General features: G+C 33.0%; 19 protein-coding genes. 2 read left to right on the forward strand and 17 right to left on the reverse strand.

Annotation, left to right across the window (positions count from 1 at the left end):
* Positions 1–7: 7 nt before the first annotated feature.
* From F1592_RS06820 to F1592_RS06845, 6 genes are read right to left on the reverse strand one after another with little or no spacing between them, the layout of a single operon-like run.
* On the reverse strand, positions 8–1,096 hold the full coding sequence (locus tag F1592_RS06820) for a DUF871 domain-containing protein (protein ID WP_053016158.1): 1,089 nt from the start codon (positions 1,094–1,096) through the stop codon (positions 8–10).
* Positions 1,097–1,384, reverse strand: coding sequence for a hypothetical protein (locus F1592_RS06825; RefSeq protein WP_053016157.1), 288 nt, complete (start codon positions 1,382–1,384; stop codon positions 1,097–1,099). It lies immediately after the preceding gene.
* 6 nt (positions 1,385–1,390) lie between these two features.
* Entirely contained in the window at positions 1,391–1,708 is a 318-nt protein-coding gene (locus F1592_RS06830; RefSeq protein WP_053016156.1) for a PTS lactose/cellobiose transporter subunit IIA, read from the reverse strand.
* Positions 1,709–1,723: 15 nt separating this feature from the next.
* Positions 1,724–3,019: a PTS sugar transporter subunit IIC gene (locus F1592_RS06835; RefSeq protein ID WP_053016155.1), complete on the reverse strand. Its 1,296-nt coding sequence runs from the start codon at positions 3,017–3,019 to the stop codon at positions 1,724–1,726.
* A gap of 24 nt (positions 3,020–3,043) precedes the next feature.
* Complete coding sequence (locus F1592_RS06840; RefSeq protein WP_053016154.1) at positions 3,044–3,346, reverse strand: PTS sugar transporter subunit IIB; 303 nt, start codon at positions 3,344–3,346, stop codon at positions 3,044–3,046.
* 13 nt (positions 3,347–3,359) lie between these two features.
* The gene (locus F1592_RS06845; protein WP_053016153.1) at positions 3,360–4,211 is read right to left on the reverse strand and encodes a MurR/RpiR family transcriptional regulator; all 852 of its coding nucleotides are present in this window, start codon (positions 4,209–4,211) and stop codon (positions 3,360–3,362) included.
* A gap of 188 nt (positions 4,212–4,399) precedes the next feature.
* Here F1592_RS06845 and F1592_RS06850 point away from each other — a divergent pair, with 188 nt between their 5' ends.
* Positions 4,400–5,077, forward strand: coding sequence for a M15 family metallopeptidase (locus F1592_RS06850; protein WP_053016152.1), 678 nt, complete (start codon positions 4,400–4,402; stop codon positions 5,075–5,077).
* 28 nt (positions 5,078–5,105) lie between these two features.
* Here F1592_RS06850 and F1592_RS13750 read toward each other — a convergent pair whose 3' ends face one another.
* From F1592_RS13750 to panB, 5 genes are all read right to left on the reverse strand, one after another.
* A complete protein-coding gene (locus tag F1592_RS13750; RefSeq protein ID WP_223197221.1) occupies positions 5,106–5,252 on the reverse strand; it encodes a hypothetical protein in 147 nt (48 codons plus the stop codon).
* A gap of 26 nt (positions 5,253–5,278) precedes the next feature.
* Complete coding sequence (locus F1592_RS06855) at positions 5,279–6,007, reverse strand: hypothetical protein (RefSeq protein ID WP_223197222.1); 729 nt, start codon at positions 6,005–6,007, stop codon at positions 5,279–5,281.
* 173 nt (positions 6,008–6,180) lie between these two features.
* The gene (panD, locus tag F1592_RS06860; protein WP_011274512.1) at positions 6,181–6,564 is read right to left on the reverse strand and encodes an aspartate 1-decarboxylase; all 384 of its coding nucleotides are present in this window, start codon (positions 6,562–6,564) and stop codon (positions 6,181–6,183) included.
* Between the two features lie 6 nt (positions 6,565–6,570).
* Positions 6,571–7,422 carry a pantoate--beta-alanine ligase gene (panC, locus tag F1592_RS06865; protein ID WP_053016151.1) on the reverse strand — a complete coding sequence of 284 codons (852 nt, stop codon included), beginning with the start codon at positions 7,420–7,422 and terminating at the stop codon, positions 6,571–6,573.
* Positions 7,415–8,233: a 3-methyl-2-oxobutanoate hydroxymethyltransferase gene (panB, locus tag F1592_RS06870; RefSeq protein ID WP_053016150.1), complete on the reverse strand. Its 819-nt coding sequence runs from the start codon at positions 8,231–8,233 to the stop codon at positions 7,415–7,417. Before panB ends, panC begins: the two co-directional genes overlap by 8 nt.
* Before the next feature lie 269 nt (positions 8,234–8,502).
* Between panB and F1592_RS06875 the strand changes: the two genes are divergently transcribed.
* Positions 8,503–9,351 (forward strand): oxidoreductase, encoded by an 849-nt coding sequence (locus tag F1592_RS06875; RefSeq protein WP_053016149.1) that lies wholly within the window; start codon positions 8,503–8,505, stop codon positions 9,349–9,351.
* Positions 9,352–9,404: 53 nt separating this feature from the next.
* Here the strand turns inward: F1592_RS06875 and F1592_RS06880 are convergent, their stop codons facing one another.
* Genes F1592_RS06880 through F1592_RS06905 form a run of 6 tightly spaced genes read right to left on the reverse strand, consistent with a single transcriptional unit; the run spans position 9,405 to position 15,001 of the window.
* Positions 9,405–10,322 (reverse strand): D-ribose ABC transporter substrate-binding protein, encoded by a 918-nt coding sequence (locus F1592_RS06880; RefSeq protein WP_053016148.1) that lies wholly within the window; start codon positions 10,320–10,322, stop codon positions 9,405–9,407.
* A 19-nt stretch (positions 10,323–10,341) separates the two neighbouring features.
* Complete coding sequence (locus F1592_RS06885; RefSeq protein ID WP_011274507.1) at positions 10,342–11,280, reverse strand: ABC transporter permease subunit; 939 nt, start codon at positions 11,278–11,280, stop codon at positions 10,342–10,344.
* Positions 11,261–12,757: a sugar ABC transporter ATP-binding protein gene (locus tag F1592_RS06890; RefSeq protein WP_053016147.1), complete on the reverse strand. Its 1,497-nt coding sequence runs from the start codon at positions 12,755–12,757 to the stop codon at positions 11,261–11,263. Before F1592_RS06890 ends, F1592_RS06885 begins: the two co-directional genes overlap by 20 nt.
* 12 nt (positions 12,758–12,769) lie before the next feature.
* Entirely contained in the window at positions 12,770–13,159 is a 390-nt protein-coding gene (gene rbsD, locus F1592_RS06895; RefSeq protein ID WP_011274505.1) for a D-ribose pyranase, read from the reverse strand.
* Positions 13,152–14,033, reverse strand: coding sequence for a ribokinase (gene rbsK / locus F1592_RS06900; RefSeq protein WP_053016146.1), 882 nt, complete (start codon positions 14,031–14,033; stop codon positions 13,152–13,154). The genes rbsD and rbsK overlap by 8 nt, the downstream gene beginning before the upstream one ends.
* Complete coding sequence (locus F1592_RS06905) at positions 14,033–15,001, reverse strand: LacI family DNA-binding transcriptional regulator (protein WP_053016145.1); 969 nt, start codon at positions 14,999–15,001, stop codon at positions 14,033–14,035. The genes rbsK and F1592_RS06905 overlap by 1 nt, the downstream gene beginning before the upstream one ends.
* Between the last annotated feature and the right edge of the window lie 232 nt (positions 15,002–15,233).

Genomic DNA, 15,233 nt, shown 5'->3' on the forward strand with positions numbered 1-15,233 from the left:
ATCAATCCTATTCTTTCACATTCAACACGAAAGATTGCCAAGGTTCTATTAAATCTAATAAAAAATGTTCATCTTCAGTAATTTTACCAATAACATTTTTCACACCACTATTTTCCATATTTTGAAGTGCTATCTGCATTTCTCCCTTATAATGACCATAAGTTTCATTACAAATTAAAATATCTCCCTTTTCAATTTTAGAAGTATTATGTGATGGAAATTCTCTATCTTTAAAATGAACTCTACTCATTGTAGAGCGAATAACATAATCTGAGACATCACCACGATTAAAGTGCTCTTCTTCCAAAACAATCTTTTTTTCTAAATTTGAAATATCAGGATTTAACTCTATATTGAGTGTAGGCATTGATAAATTAATCTTGGATAATGCATATAACTCTTCATCGGTAGCATAAGCGTTACTTATAATAATATCATCAATTAGCCCAGTCATTAATAAGTGCTTCGCTTGAACTTCAATCGGCAAATCTCTATGGTCTTCTAATGTAGGTAAACCTTCCATTACCTTCCATGGTCCTATATTGCCATGTTGAGATGTCACGAATGCTGCAGTCGTCAATTGATGTTGTTTATATGATTCTGATGTTTTTTGAAAATGATTAAATGATAAACCTGTATATTGCTGTGGATAAAAGTTGTGACATCCTATCAAATTGTCTTTATTAGGCTTATAATTTAGAACATCATTAATAAATGTTGCACTCGTACTTATATTTAATTCAATAAACATATTTTGCTTATTATGAGTCATTTTTGCTACTTCTTGTGCTGAAAAACCTGAATCAATTCTAATTCCAGAAACTCCTAATTGATCGAAAAATGTTAAATCTAAATTATCTATTTGAAGGTCTTTAAACACTTCTCGATTAATATCAGCAATGACCTCCATACCGTTCTTATTGGCATATTTAACAATTTCCTTAAACTTTTCAAAAATTTCACGTTCTTCTTGTTTCACAGATAGCAAATTAGTAAATATTCGTTTAAAACCATATCTCACACTATTATCAATATAATCTTTCATCATCTCTAAGTCAGATTGTGTAGGATAAATTGAGATACCTAATCGATGCATTTATTTGCCCTCCTCAGATTTATAGATAACACCTTTAATTTTTTTATTTTCAAGTAATTGTCTTGATTTTTCAAAAAATAAAATACTATTGAATGTAATCAAAAAATATATAATTATCCATCCGAATGCATTAATTTCATCGAAAATTAAAGTTGGAATACCAATGATAAATGGCATAATTACTAAAAGTAACCATCTGTTAATCGCTACTTTCTTAATAATCAATTGTGATAGCTTTAAGCAAAAAATTAATAGAATTAATAAACTTAATATATACAAAAGTCTCATGGAATATCACTTCTCTTCTAACTTTTTATATAGTTCAATCATCTTTTCAATTAAGCTTTTTTCACTCAATGCTGTCATAAGATGGTCTTGTGCATGAATCATTAATAGCGAAGTATCTACTTTTTCACCATTAATTTCATCTTGAATTAAACGTGTTTGTGTTTTATGAGCTTCTGCCATTTCTTGCTCTGATTCATCTAAAAATTTTTTTGCTTCCTCAAAATTTCCTTCAGTAGCACTATTTAATGCTTCATAAGCTAAACTTTTCGCATTTCCTCCATGTGCAATAATTTCAAATATTTCTGCTTCATTTTTATTTTCCATAACAAGTCACCTATCCTATTCTTTTTCTGCAGAATCTTCATTAAGACTTTGTTCTTGAGCTAACATTTCACGCTCATATTTTTTAAAGAAAGGATAATAAAGCACGATTGCAATAAGTAAATTAATTAATACTAATATCAGTGCTTTCCAATCTCCGTTAGTGGCAAACAATGCACCGATAGGTCCTGGTAATGTCCATGGTGCTAAAATTGTAATTTTTGCAATTAATCCTAATTTAAAAACAAAATACGTGACAGTCGTTAAAACCAAAGGAATAAATATAAATGGTAAAGCTAGAATAGGATTCATTACTAATGGAGTCCCAAAAATAAGAGGTTCATTTATATTAAATATGCTAGGAATAATTGAGAATCTCCCTACTTTTTTAAGATACTCTGATTTAGAGAAAACCATTAATATACACAAACTTAACGTTGCACCTGCTCCTCCAATCCAAACAAACCATTGGAAAAACGGTTCTACAACTATATTAGGAAGTTGCTCTCCAGCTGCTTTTGCGTCTATGTTTTGATCTAAAAGTGAGAACCAAATCGGTTGGAAAACAGCCCCCATAACAGCAACACCATGTATACCTGCAGCCCATAAAAGAACAATAAAGAATACTGGTATTAAAGCACCTAATAATGAATCACCTGCAAATTTGCCAAGCGGTTCAAATAGCATGTTAACAATCTTATTTAAATCTATATTTAAAATCACACGAACGAACCATGAAATGATAATAACTAAAGTTGCTGGAATTAAAGATTCAAAAGATCTGGCAACTGAACTAGGAACTTGTTCCGGCATTTTAATAGTAAAACCTGATTTAATAACTAATCGACTTATTTCTACTGCAAATATCATAGAAATGATAGCTACAAATAAACCAGAACCTCCTAAATCCGCCATAGGCAACACATATCCAACAGCATCTTTTTTAGCTAATTTATCATCTAAATTTAATGGAATATTCATCATTAGAAAGGTTGCTAATGAAAGTAAACCACCTGAAAGACCATCCATTTTGTATGATTTTGATAAATTATACCCCATACAAAACGCTGCGTATAAAGCCATTAAACCTAATGTCATTCTATTTGCGATCATTATCTTCTCAGCATGTGGTTGTACTAAATCTGCAAGATAGGGTATTGGTGGTGACGCAAATAAAGTGAAGAATGATCCAACAATAATCAATGGTAACGTTGCAATAATACCATCACGAATGGCAACTAAATGTCTTTGCTCAGATGCTTTTGCCATTGGTGTCATTAATACTTTTTCAAGCCATTGTAATATCTTTTGCATAAAACCATCTCCCAAACATTTATATTATTTATCGTATCCTTTAATTTGTTTTAAAATTTTAGGCGCACCTATTGGTGTATAACCCATTGGATCAACTACATCAACTGGTTTTCCAACTTCATCTCCCATCTTTTTAAACTTATCTAAACGATGCTTAACTTGTGGAGCAACTAGCCCTAAATCGTAATTTTCAATTTCATTCTCAAATTCCTCTGATCCGACCGCTTTAATTTCAAGATCATAATTTTCCTTTTCTGCTTGTTTCTTTATTGAGTCAACAACCATTGCGCTTGACATTCCACCTGAACAAACCATAATTACTTTCATTTAAAACACTCCTCTATTTGAATTTATTATTTTTTATAGCTTTTCTTGTATTTTCTAATTTCTGACGGTTGCTTAAATAATCATTACTGGCAATGCAAATATACAAAATATCAATGATACTTAACATTGCAATTCTTGAGCTCATTGCTCCACTTCTTTTTGCTTTTTCGGAAGAACTAACAAACAGCTGTACGTCTGATAAATTAGATATAGGATTATCACCATATTTCGTTATAGAAATTACTTTTGCACCTTTCTCTTTAGCTAACTGAGTAGAATTAACTATATCTTTAGTTTGACCTGAACTTGATATAGCAATTACTACATCTTCTGAAGAAAGATTAGCACTTAAAGTAACTTGTTCATCAAAGCTATTTCCGACATCACACCAATAATCAATACGTGTTAGTTTTTGCTTAAAATCTTGTGCAATAAGAGCTGAAGCTCCAATACCATAGATACAAGTTTTTCTCGCATTAACAATTAATTCAAAAGCATGTTTAATGTTTTCTGTTGATAAAATTCTTTCTGTATCTCTTAAAGTCTTAGTATTATTATGAAATACAGTTTGCGTAACTTCTTCAATTGAATAATCTTTATCTATTTCTGCATAACCACGTTGATTACTCCCTGGTTCGTTTAAGTCATAAGCGATTTTTAACTTTAAGTCTTGAAAGCCCTTACATTTTAGCTTTTTAGATAACCTAACAACCGTTGCCACACTGACGTTTGTTAGGTCTGCTAGTTTTTGTACGGAATAATTAATAATTTCATCTGGATGCTCAAGAATATACTCTGCAACTCTACGTTCCGAGGGATTTAAATCGCTTAAAGATGATTCAATAATAATCAAACTACCATTCAATAAACATCACCTCTAAAAAGAATAATATTTCACTTCAATTACAATTTACAAAATATTATTACATTTGTCAAAATCTAATTTATATGTAATTTTGTTATATTTCTTCTTAATTCATTTGTTTTTTTATGCTAATCTTACATTGTAATGAATAATATGATATTAAAATATTTTTGGAAAGGAATTATATTGTGAAGAAGTTTCTTACAATTTTAATTTTGAGTACCTTAATTTTATGTGCATGTAGCTTTGAACAAGACGTAGAAAATAAGAATGATCGTAATGCATCGACTAAAACTACTGGCAATGAACAACAGAAGAAGGAAGTCATAAATGGTAGAACATACTATGACGGCATTTTAATCGTTAATAAAACAACTAAACTACCATCTGATTACAATCCTGGTGAGAAGCCTAAAGCACAACGTGCATTACAACAAATGTTTACTGATGCTGAAAGAGATGGTGTGAGTCTTTATAAGATTAGTGGATTTAGAAGTTACGAAACACAAGTGAATTTATATAATCAATATGTTGCGCGCGATGGTGAAGAAAATGCAGACCGTTATAGTGCACGTCCTGGCACTTCTGAACATCAAAGTGGGTTAAGTTATGATGTGGGTGCTATTGGATCAGATGCTAATTTACGCGAATGTTTTGGAGCAACAAAGGAAGGACAATGGATTGCGCGAAATGCCCATCGTTATGGTTTTATCGTGCGTTATCCAAAAGGTAAAGAACAGATCACAGGCTACCAATATGAACCGTGGCATTTGCGTTACCTAGGAAAAAACAATGCGACTAAAGTACAACACTCTGGTCAATCCTTAGAGGAATATGTTAAATATAAAGATCGCTCAGAAAGCTAATATATTGCATTCTGAGCGTTTGTATGTACTATTCAACCTTTTTTTCTTTCACTACATTTCCATTAGCATCGAGCTTTTGAATTTTGTCATTCATATTTCTATAAGAACCAACGATTTCTCCATCTTGATTGCGATATCGTACCGACCAATCTCCATTTGAATTAAGTAGCTTCACATCTTCCCATAAATAACCTGAATCTTTTAAGCTAATACCTTCAAAATCTGCAATAATTTGATAGATTTGATTTCTAAGATGTAATCTACTACACCCGATCGTTCTATCTCTTTATTAGACATTCCATTCTCGTCATAACTTATTTCAGGATACTTATTATCAATATGCATTTTACTTACTAATTCTGGCAAGGCTTTATTATTTTTATTTTTTAAATAGACATCTTTTAAATTTACTTCTCTTCCATGTTGCATTAATTCATTATAATCAATGATTGCAGCTTGCGTTCCTCCTAAGAATATCTTCTCATTATTCACACCGATGATGGCAGCGAAACTTCTTTTGTCAGGATATACGGTGTAAAAATGCATATCTTTTGGCGCATTTGCAATAGGTTTATCATATTTAACTAACGTAAAATCAACTAATTTATAGTGTTTCTCTCCAGCTGGAGCTATAGCTAAATAAAATCCAGTTAAAATTTCATTTTTAGTTAATGTATATTGGTCAACGTGATCGACACAAAAAGCTAAAGCCAATTTTTCCTTTTCAGAAAAGTTAGGTATAATATCTTTGTTTTTTTCTTCATCCTTCTTTTTATTATCAATCTTGTTTTGCTTTTTATTGTCTTTTGTTGTTTTAGTATCCGTTTGTTTCGTGTGAGATTCCGTTTTATTTTCTTTAGATGGTTCATGTGTACTGCAGGCTGTTAACACTAACATAAATGTGATACTAAGTGATAGAAATTTTTTCATTAACGATCCCTCTAATCTTATAACACTTTTATATAATATTATTATACTATACAAATATTATAATTTTAGGTGATGTTTATAACACTCTGATACAGAGCCCACACAAAAATCCGATAGCTTTTAAGCTACCGGATCAAATCAATTTTGTTATTTTAGACTGCCGTCACACTTATTTATTTGATTATTGTTCCTTCTTTTTCATGAATCATTTGAATAATTTCATTCTTTTCATTCATAACAGCCACTTTAGGCGCATGGTCAACTAATTCACGTTCATCTAATTGAACATAGGTCATAATAATCACCACATCGTCAACTTCAACTAATCGAGATGCTGCACCATTAAGACAAATCTTGCCACTACCTCGTTCACCAGCAATAACATATGTTTCAAAGCGGGCACCGTTATTGTTATTTACGATGGCTACCTTTTCATTAGGTAAAATATCGACTGCGTCTAATATATCGGCATCAATCGTAATACTTCCAACATAATTTAAATTTGATTCAGTCACACGTGCTCTATGGATCTTACCGTTCATCATCGTTCTAATCATAACTTACTATTCACTTCCTAAAATTATATTATCTATCAATCGTGCTTTCGAAAACTTAACAGCTAAAGATATAAAAATTTGTCCTTGTATTTCTGTCGCAACTTCTAAATCAGGGTAACTATAAATTGCAACTTCATCAATATGACCACTTGTATGTTTCGATAAGTATGTCTTAATCTCACCAACAATAATATGACTACGTCGCTCTCCTTGTTTATACAATGTTTGAGCTATTTCCAAACTTTTACTCAAGTGAACAGCTTCTTGTCTCTCATCGTCAGTTAAATATACATTTCGCGAACTACGTGCAAGTCCATCCGCTTCACGTACAATATCAATACCTACAATTTCAATTGGATGATTAAAATCTTCTACCATTTTTTCAACAATTGCGAGCTGTTGTGCATCTTTCTTACCAAAGTATGCTTTATTAGGACTCACAATATTAAATAACTTGTTTACGACTGTAACTACACCATCGAAATGACCTGGACGTTGTGCACCTTCTAAGACTTCCGCTAGACGTCCTACCTTTAACGTGACACTTAGCTCGTTTGGGTACATTTCTTCTACTGCTGGATGGAATACATAATCAACATTAATTGCTTCAACTAAGGCTACATCTTGATCAATTTGACGTGGATAGGCATCGAAATCTTCGTTTGGACCAAATTGTAGAGGGTTTACAAATACACTAATTACAGTAATATCATTCTCTTCAACTGAGCGACGCATCATACTCAAATGACCTTCATGTAAGGCTCCCATCGTTGGAACGAAGCCAATCGTTTTACCTGTACGCTTCAATTCCTGTGTAATTTGTTGCATCTCAGATACAGTTTGAATCACTTTAGTCATTGCTGTTTACCTCATTCAATATCTTTTTCTTATATGTGTGGGCTTCAGCTGGAAAAGTCCCTGCCTTAACTTCTTCATCATAATGTTTGATGGCATCAATTCCTACTGAAAAATCGCCAAATTGTTTTACAAATTTAGCATAGCGATCAACGCCATAATTTAACATATCGTGATAAACCAATACTTGACCGTCTGTGTCTTTTCCTGCGCCAATACCAATAACGGGTATATCTAATTGCTCACTAATTAAACCAGCTAAGTCACTTGGAATCGCTTCTAATACTAAAGCAACTGCGCCTGCTTCTTGAACTGCATGTGCCTCTTGAATTAACTGTTTAGCCGCATCTTTCGTGCTACCTTGTAATCGATATCCCATAACACCAACGCTTTGTGGCATTAATCCTAGATGCGCTACGATTGGTATTCCAATTTGTGTTGATTTCTTAATGAAATTAACTAAATGTGCACCTTCTGCTTTTAACGCATTGGCATTTGTTTCCTGATAAAGTGTTATCGCATTTTTCAAATCATGTTCATCACTTACACCAACTGCGCCAATTGGTAAGTCCACTACTACAAAAGTATCATCAGCACCTCTACGTACCGCTTTGCCGTGATGAATCATGTCTTCTAATGTCACTTGTGTTGTTGTTTCATAACCTAATACCGTCATTCCAAGTGAATCACCAACTAAAATCATATCTATATTTGCATCCTGTGCTTGTTTGGCACTTGGAAAGTCATATGCTGTAATCATCGAAATTTTCGTTTTGTCTTGTTTCATTTCAACTAATTTTGCTAAATTTTTCATTTTAAATTAACTCCTATTATTTATGTCCACATTTTTAAACAAAACTTTATAAGTTGCTATCCCATTATTTCAACTCAATATTATATATCAACTTCCATATAAAATCATATCATTTTCTGTTCTAATATTTATCTTTGCTTATCCATCTTTTTAATTAAAAGATTAATTTACATAGAAAAGTAAAATGATTATACTATATGATTATATTTACAGAGCACAAATACTTCTATACATATATGTTTGATTCTAATCAGAAAGGAAAGTTTAAAATGAAAATTGCTGTTATTGGACCAGGTGCTGTTGGTACGACGATTGCTTATGAACTGCAACAATCACTGCCAAACGTTACATTAATCGGTCGTTCTAATAAGATAATGACCCTCCAACCTGCAAATGAAACTATCAAAGTCCAAAGTATTGATGACATAAATACGCAATTTGATGTTATTATCATTGCGGTTAAAACGCACCAACTTAATTCACTAATTCCAAAATTACATCACTTCGCACATAATGAAACGTGCTTTATTTTAGCTCAAAATGGTTATGGCTTATTGCCGCAACTTCCTTTCAATCACAAATATCAGGCAGTCGTATACATAAGTGGCCAAAAATCCGGAAACGAAGTCGTTCATTTTCGAGATTATCGTTTACATTTGCAGAAAGATGATACCACAACGCATCTAAAATCCCTATTCGATACAACCAAAATAGAAATGGTTTTAGAAGACAATATTGAAGAAAAAATTTGGTATAAATTATTAGTAAATTTAGGTATTAATTCTATAACTGCACTTGGTCACAATACTGCTCAAATCTTAAAAATTAACGAAGTCAAACATCTATGTCGTCAACTATTAAAAGAAGGACATCAAGTAGCTGAAGCATCAGGTATACAGTTTCCAAATACAATCGTCGATGACATTATGCAAATTTATGCTGGCTATCCTGATCATATGGGCACAAGTATGTATTACGATATAATCAATCATCAGCCATTAGAAGTCGAAGCAATACAAGGATTTATCTTTAGACAGGCAAAATCTCATAACGTGAACACACCACATCTAGATACAGTTTATGCATTGTTACGTTCTCATCAATCACTTATTAATTAAAAAAGATTCTGAGATGACTTACCGTCTCAGAATCTTTATTATTTCAGACATATTTAGTTCTTACTTTGTTTCAATTTTAATGGTACTTTGATTTGTTTATTTACAGAGTCGCCTTTCATTAATCCATTGACCACTTTAATTGCTTCTTTACCCATAAGTTCAGGTTGTTGAGCTATTGTCGCATCTAGTTTGCCATTTTTTATTGATTTCATTGCATCTTCGTTGCCATCAAATCCAATGACTTGAATATCCTTATCCCCAATTGCTTCGATTGCACCAAGTGCCATTTCATCATTTTGAGCAAAGATGGCTTTAATGTCAGGATGTGCTTCAAGCATATTTTGCGTCACGTTTAATCCTTCTGCTCTATCAAACTTCGCACTTTGTTTAGCAATTACTTTTAACTGTTTATCTGCAATTTCATGGAACCCTTTACCTCTTTCTCTCGTTGCACTTGCACCTGGAACACCTTCAAGTTCTCCAACTTTTGCATTTTTACCCACTTTATCAACTAAGTAGTTCCCAGCCATTTTACCGCCTTCAACGTTATCTGATGCAATAAATGACGCAACTTCGCCTTTATCTACAGATCTATCTAACGTGATTACTGGAATACCCTCATTGTTCGCTGACTCCACAGCACTTGAAATCGCACTTGAATCTGTTGGGTTAACAATTAAATAATCAACTTGTTGTTGAATTAAATCTTCAATGTCATTCGTTTGTTTAGCTGAATCATCTCGAGCATCTACAACTTTAACTTTCATACCTTGTGCTTTAGCATCTTTTTCAATTCCATTTTTAATTTTAACGAAGAATGGATTATTTAAAGTTGAAATACTTACGCCTATTGTAATTTCTGATTTTTTCTTATTTGTTTTACCATTTTTATCATTTTTCAAGGGTGATTCTAAGGAACATGCTGTTAAAAATAGGACAAGTGCTAATGTAATGGCTAATAATTTTTTCATATTGTTATCCTGCTTTCTCTTATTTTTTACGATCAATTAATACCGCAATTAAAATAACTACACCTTTAACGACTTGTTGGTAAAATGAAGAAACACCAAGTAAATTTAATCCATTATTTAAAACACCTATAATAAGTACACCTATTAATGTTCCAACAATTCGTCCTTTACCACCTGTTAATGACGTACCACCAAGTACTACGGCAGCAATGGCATCTAACTCATAAGAAGTACCTGCTGTTGGTTGTGCAGAATTTAAACGTGATGTTAATATGCCTCCAGCTAACGCTGACATTAGCCCTGAAATTCCATAAATTAAAATTTTAATTTTATTAACTTTAATACCTGAAATTTTAGCAGCTACCTCATTCCCACCAATCGCATATGTATGACGTCCAAATGTTGTTTTTTGAAGAATAATAAGCAAAATCACAAACACGATAATCATTGTTACTGCTGGTACTGGAATACCGATAAAGTAGCCTTTACCAAATAATTGGAATAAATAACTATCACCTAAATTTGTTATTGGATTTCCGTCAGTAATAACTAATGTTAATCCACGGAAAATCGTCATTGTCGCAAGTGTTGCAATAAATGGCGCCATATTTCCTTTAGTAACTAATAAACCATTTACTGCACCTAAAACAAAACCAATCAGTACGCCAATAATTAATGCAATTATTGGGTCAACACCACTCGTAATCATTAATGCAATAAACGCCGATGATAATGCAAGAATTGAACCAACTGATAAGTCTATACCGCCAGTTAAGATAATGAATGTCATACCAAAGGCAATCAGACCATTGATAGAAATTTGTCTTAATAAATTGAGTAAATTAGATAAATCTAAAAATGATGGGTTTAAAATACTCACTACAATAATTAATAAAATCAGACCAATAAATGGAATAATCTTTTCCATGAACGATGTTTTAGCTGTTAACTGTTTCATTTAAAGTTCCCCCTGTAGCTAAAGTCATAATATTTTCTTCTGTAATTTCATTTCCTGTAAGATCCCCTTTGATATTACCTTCGTGAACGACCATCACTCTATCGCTCATACCAATGACTTCAGGCAATTCAGATGAGACCATAATAATAGACACACCACGATCCGTAAGTTCATTCATAAGTTGATAAATTTCTCTTTTTGCTCCGACATCAATACCTCGTGTAGGCTCATCTAAAATAATGATTTGCGCACCGGTACCAATCCACTTTGCTAATACGACCTTTTGTTGATTACCACCTGATAGTGAGCCGGCCGGCAGTCTACCTGGAGATTTAATATTGAGTCTTTTACGCATCGTATCAACAAATTGCTCAGAACTTTTATCGTCTACGATGCCATGTTTTGAAAAGCTAAATAATGAAGGTAACACCATATTGTCTTGAATGGAGAAGTCTAAAATTAACCCTTCTTCTTTGCGATTCTCAGTTATAAAAGCAAGCCCATGTTTCATCGCTTCGATTGGAGACGTTATAGATACTGTTTGTCCCTTAATTTCAATTTCATTATCTGCTTTATCGACACCGAACAAACTTCTCATCATCTCAGTACGACCTGCCCCCATTAGACCACTCACGCCCAATATTTCACCTTCTTTAAGATAAAATGATTGATTCTCAATATGATGTAGCGGATTATTGAGGCGTTTTACGTTTAAAACAACATCTTGAGGTTCATACGTTCTATGTGGGAACTGTTCATCTAATTCACGTCCAACCATTGCTTTAACAATTTGGTTGTATGTTAGATTTGCCGTTTCATCATACATAACAGAGACACCATCACGCATCACCGTTATTTCATCCGAAATCTCAAAAATTTCAGCCATTCTATGTGAAATGTATACAAATGCCACACCTTTAGCTTTTAAATTAAGAATCATGTCGAACAAACGTCGAATTTCTTTATCTGTTAATGTTGCTGTTGGTTCATCCATAATAATGATTTGTGCTTTAGTCATCATCGCTTTAGCTATTTCTATCATTTGTTGCTCACCAATTGAGCAATCTTTGACCACTTTGTTTAATGGAATATAGAAATCTAATTCTTTAAACACTTGCTCAGCTTGTTGCTTCATTTCTTTTTTATTTAGTATTCCTATTTTGTTTCTGATTTCTTTTCCAACGAATAAATTATCAAGCACTGTTAATTCTGGATATAAATTCAGTTCTTGGTGAATAAATGTTAATCCTTTTTCTTCCGCTTCTTTAGGATTGTTATAGTCGATCTCAATATCAGAATTAGTGATAACACCTTGATCTTTTTTATGAATCCCGACTAGAATTTTCATGAGTGTTGATTTACCAGCCCCGTTTTCTCCCATTAGTGCATGCACTGTACCTGGCTTTAGAGTAAAATCTACACCCTTTAGAACCTCGTTGTCCCCGAAGGCTTTATGGATATTAGTCATTTGAATCATTAATTTCACCCCTTAAAATATGACACCACTTTGAAGTATGATGTTTGCATATGGCGTTGCTTCCCCTGTGCGAATAATTGCTTTAGCGTTTTTAGTTAATGCTTTAAATGTTTCGTGGTTAACTTGTTCTATTTCTGAAAAGTCCTTTGTCACTTGTTCAAAGATAGGTGCATTGTCTACTTCCATTTCTTCAGCTATCGTTACGTGTTCAATTTCCATGTGTTGCTTAAGTACTTCATAAACTTCTAGAAAACTTGGCTGTCCTAATGTTAAAGCAAGGTCAATCTTCTTAACGTCTTTAGGAACGGGTAACCCACAATCAGCTATTACAATTTGATCTGTATGTCCTAAATCACTGAGTACTTTTGAAATGTCGCTGTTTAATATGCCTGTTTTATACATCTAATTCACCTGCAATTTCTGAAAAGGTTGGCATGCCTCCTTGAGCACCCATACCTGTTACTGAATGACTTGCTGCTAAATTCGCAAGTTTAAGTGCTTGTGCAATTGAATATCCTTTTTGTAATCCTACTGCGAAAGCACCATTGAATGTATCCCCAGCACCTGTTGTATCTTTAACTTCTCGCTTAAATCCATCAATTTGAATCTTTTCAGTGCCGTTATGATACATAGCACCTTTGTCTCCTAATGTAATTATTAACTTGTTAGGGTAGCGCTCTAATGCTTTATCAATGTCAGTCTGGAACATGGCATTGCTTTCTGTTTCATTAGGTGTAATGTACGTCGCTTTTTCAATAACATCTGCCTCTACTTCTCGGAATGGCGCTGGGTTAAGAATTGATATCATATCGTGTTCATCGCAATATAATACGACATCTCTTACTGTTTCAGCAGGAATTTCTTGTTGAATTAAAACAATGTCACCTGCTTGAGCTTGACTTAAAGCTTCCAACGCGTAATCTGACGTAACATAGTTATTAGCTGAAGGTACAACGATGATACTATTATCATTGTCAGATAAAGTGATATGTGCCGTACCAGATGCAGAATGTGTAACGGGTTTCAGAAATGTCGTTAAAACATGATTGTCTTCTAAGTTTGTAAAAATTTGATTTCCGAAATCATCATCACCGATGCGTCCTACCATGTAAACATCATCACCGAGTCTTGCAGCTGCTACTGCTTGGTTTGCCCCTTTTCCACCAGGTGTCGTAAAGAATGACTCACCTAGAACGGTTTCACCTTTACTTGGTACTTTATTTGTAGAAACTACTAAATCAATAGATAAGCTTCCAACTACATATATACTTGTCATTATTTCTTCCTCCTTGTAGATTCTCTATGAATGACATCAACATCTAATACGACTTTCGTTATTACGTCATTGTGTTCTAATTGATTTATCAAACCTAATGCTGCTTGTTTCCCAATTTCATACGCAGGTTGTTCTATCGTTGTCAGACTTGGATAAAATAACTTGGCTAATGGAATATCATCATATCCAATGACTTGTACATCATCTGGAATATGGAAGTGTAAATCATGTAACCATTTCATGATTTTAAGCGCAGATACGTCATTACTACATATCACACTATCGATTTGGTTATGGTTAATATATGCTTTCAGTTTATCAATTGTGATGTCATGCTCATCCTCAATCCATAATTGAACGTCATGATTCTTTAGAGTAGTCCTTGCACCAGTAAATCGTTCTTCAAAAGAGCGATAATTCAAGTCTTGATGCAACAATAGTACACGCTGTGCATTTCCTTTAATAATTGTCTCAGCTTGTAGTTTCCCACCTTTATAATGGTCCGCTTCTATACATTGCTGATTATCTGTTACACGGTCAATTAGTACATAGGGTAATTGATATGAATTAAACTGATCAAAGGCAAATTGAGTTGATAACTGTGAAGCAATAACGCCACTACAATTATTCACTTTAAAAGTGGTTAGATAGTTTAGTTCTTTATGTTCTTGCATTTCACCATTGCCAATCATGACGTGGTACCCTTTTTGAATTGCTGTATCTTCTACACCTTTAGCAACAATCGTAAAGAACGGGTTACTCATATCTGGTAAAAGCAGTCCAATTGTTTTTGATTTTTTAGTAAATAAAGTTCTTGCAGTCTCATTAGGATAATAATCTAATTCTTTGATGACTTGTTCAATTCTTTTACGTGTTGCTTCTTTCACATAACCACTTTTATTAATCACTCTTGAGACTGTGGCTACTGACACATTTGCTTGTTGAGCCACTTCTTTAATCGTTCTCACTTTGCCACTCCTTTTGTGTAACCGCTTACATAAAAATTTATCACTTTTTTCTTTTAAATGCAATATTAAATAAAACATTTATAAATTAACTCTTTTGTGAATGAACGTCGTCCTAATATTTATGTTTATTGATATATCGCTACTTTTTAATTTTGGAATTATACACATCGTAAAAAGAATATGATACTATATAATTAATTTTCAAAGTAAATATAGAATTGATGCAAAGGGG

This window comes from Staphylococcus sp. GDX7P312P (genome assembly GCF_008385775.1).
Classification (GTDB): Bacteria; Bacillota; Bacilli; order Staphylococcales; family Staphylococcaceae; genus Staphylococcus; species Staphylococcus haemolyticus.

Bases quoted from the DNA above. Each gene is read 5' to 3' on its own strand.
- F1592_RS06825 (WP_053016157.1), bottom strand. From the start codon at position 1,384: ATGAGACTTTTGTATATATTAAGTTTATTAATTCTATTAATTTTTTGC.
- F1592_RS06835 (WP_053016155.1), bottom strand. From the start codon at position 3,019: ATGCAAAAGATATTACAATGGCTTGAAAAAGTATTAATGACACCAATG.
- rbsK (WP_053016146.1), bottom strand. From the start codon at position 14,033: ATGACAAGTATATATGTAGTTGGAAGCTTATCTATTGATTTAGTAGTT.
- F1592_RS06840 (WP_053016154.1), bottom strand. From the start codon at position 3,346: ATGAAAGTAATTATGGTTTGTTCAGGTGGAATGTCAAGCGCAATGGTT.
- F1592_RS06880 (WP_053016148.1), bottom strand. From the start codon at position 10,322: ATGAAAAAATTATTAGCCATTACATTAGCACTTGTCCTATTTTTAACA.
- panB (WP_053016150.1), bottom strand. From the start codon at position 8,233: ATGAAAAATTTAGCAAAATTAGTTGAAATGAAACAAGACAAAACGAAA.
- F1592_RS06820 (WP_053016158.1), bottom strand. From the start codon at position 1,096: ATGCATCGATTAGGTATCTCAATTTATCCTACACAATCTGACTTAGAG.
- F1592_RS06890 (WP_053016147.1), bottom strand. From the start codon at position 12,757: ATGATTCAAATGACTAATATCCATAAAGCCTTCGGGGACAACGAGGTT.
- rbsD (WP_011274505.1), bottom strand. From the start codon at position 13,159: ATGTATAAAACAGGCATATTAAACAGCGACATTTCAAAAGTACTCAGT.
- F1592_RS06855 (WP_223197222.1), bottom strand. From the start codon at position 6,007: ATGAAAAAATTTCTATCACTTAGTATCACATTTATGTTAGTGTTAACA.
- panD (WP_011274512.1), bottom strand. From the start codon at position 6,564: ATGATTAGAACGATGATGAACGGTAAGATCCATAGAGCACGTGTGACT.
- F1592_RS06830 (WP_053016156.1), bottom strand. From the start codon at position 1,708: ATGGAAAATAAAAATGAAGCAGAAATATTTGAAATTATTGCACATGGA.
- F1592_RS06875 (WP_053016149.1), top strand. From the start codon at position 8,503: ATGAAAATTGCTGTTATTGGACCAGGTGCTGTTGGTACGACGATTGCT.
- F1592_RS06885 (WP_011274507.1), bottom strand. From the start codon at position 11,280: ATGAAACAGTTAACAGCTAAAACATCGTTCATGGAAAAGATTATTCCA.
- panC (WP_053016151.1), bottom strand. From the start codon at position 7,422: ATGACTAAAGTGATTCAAACTGTATCTGAGATGCAACAAATTACACAG.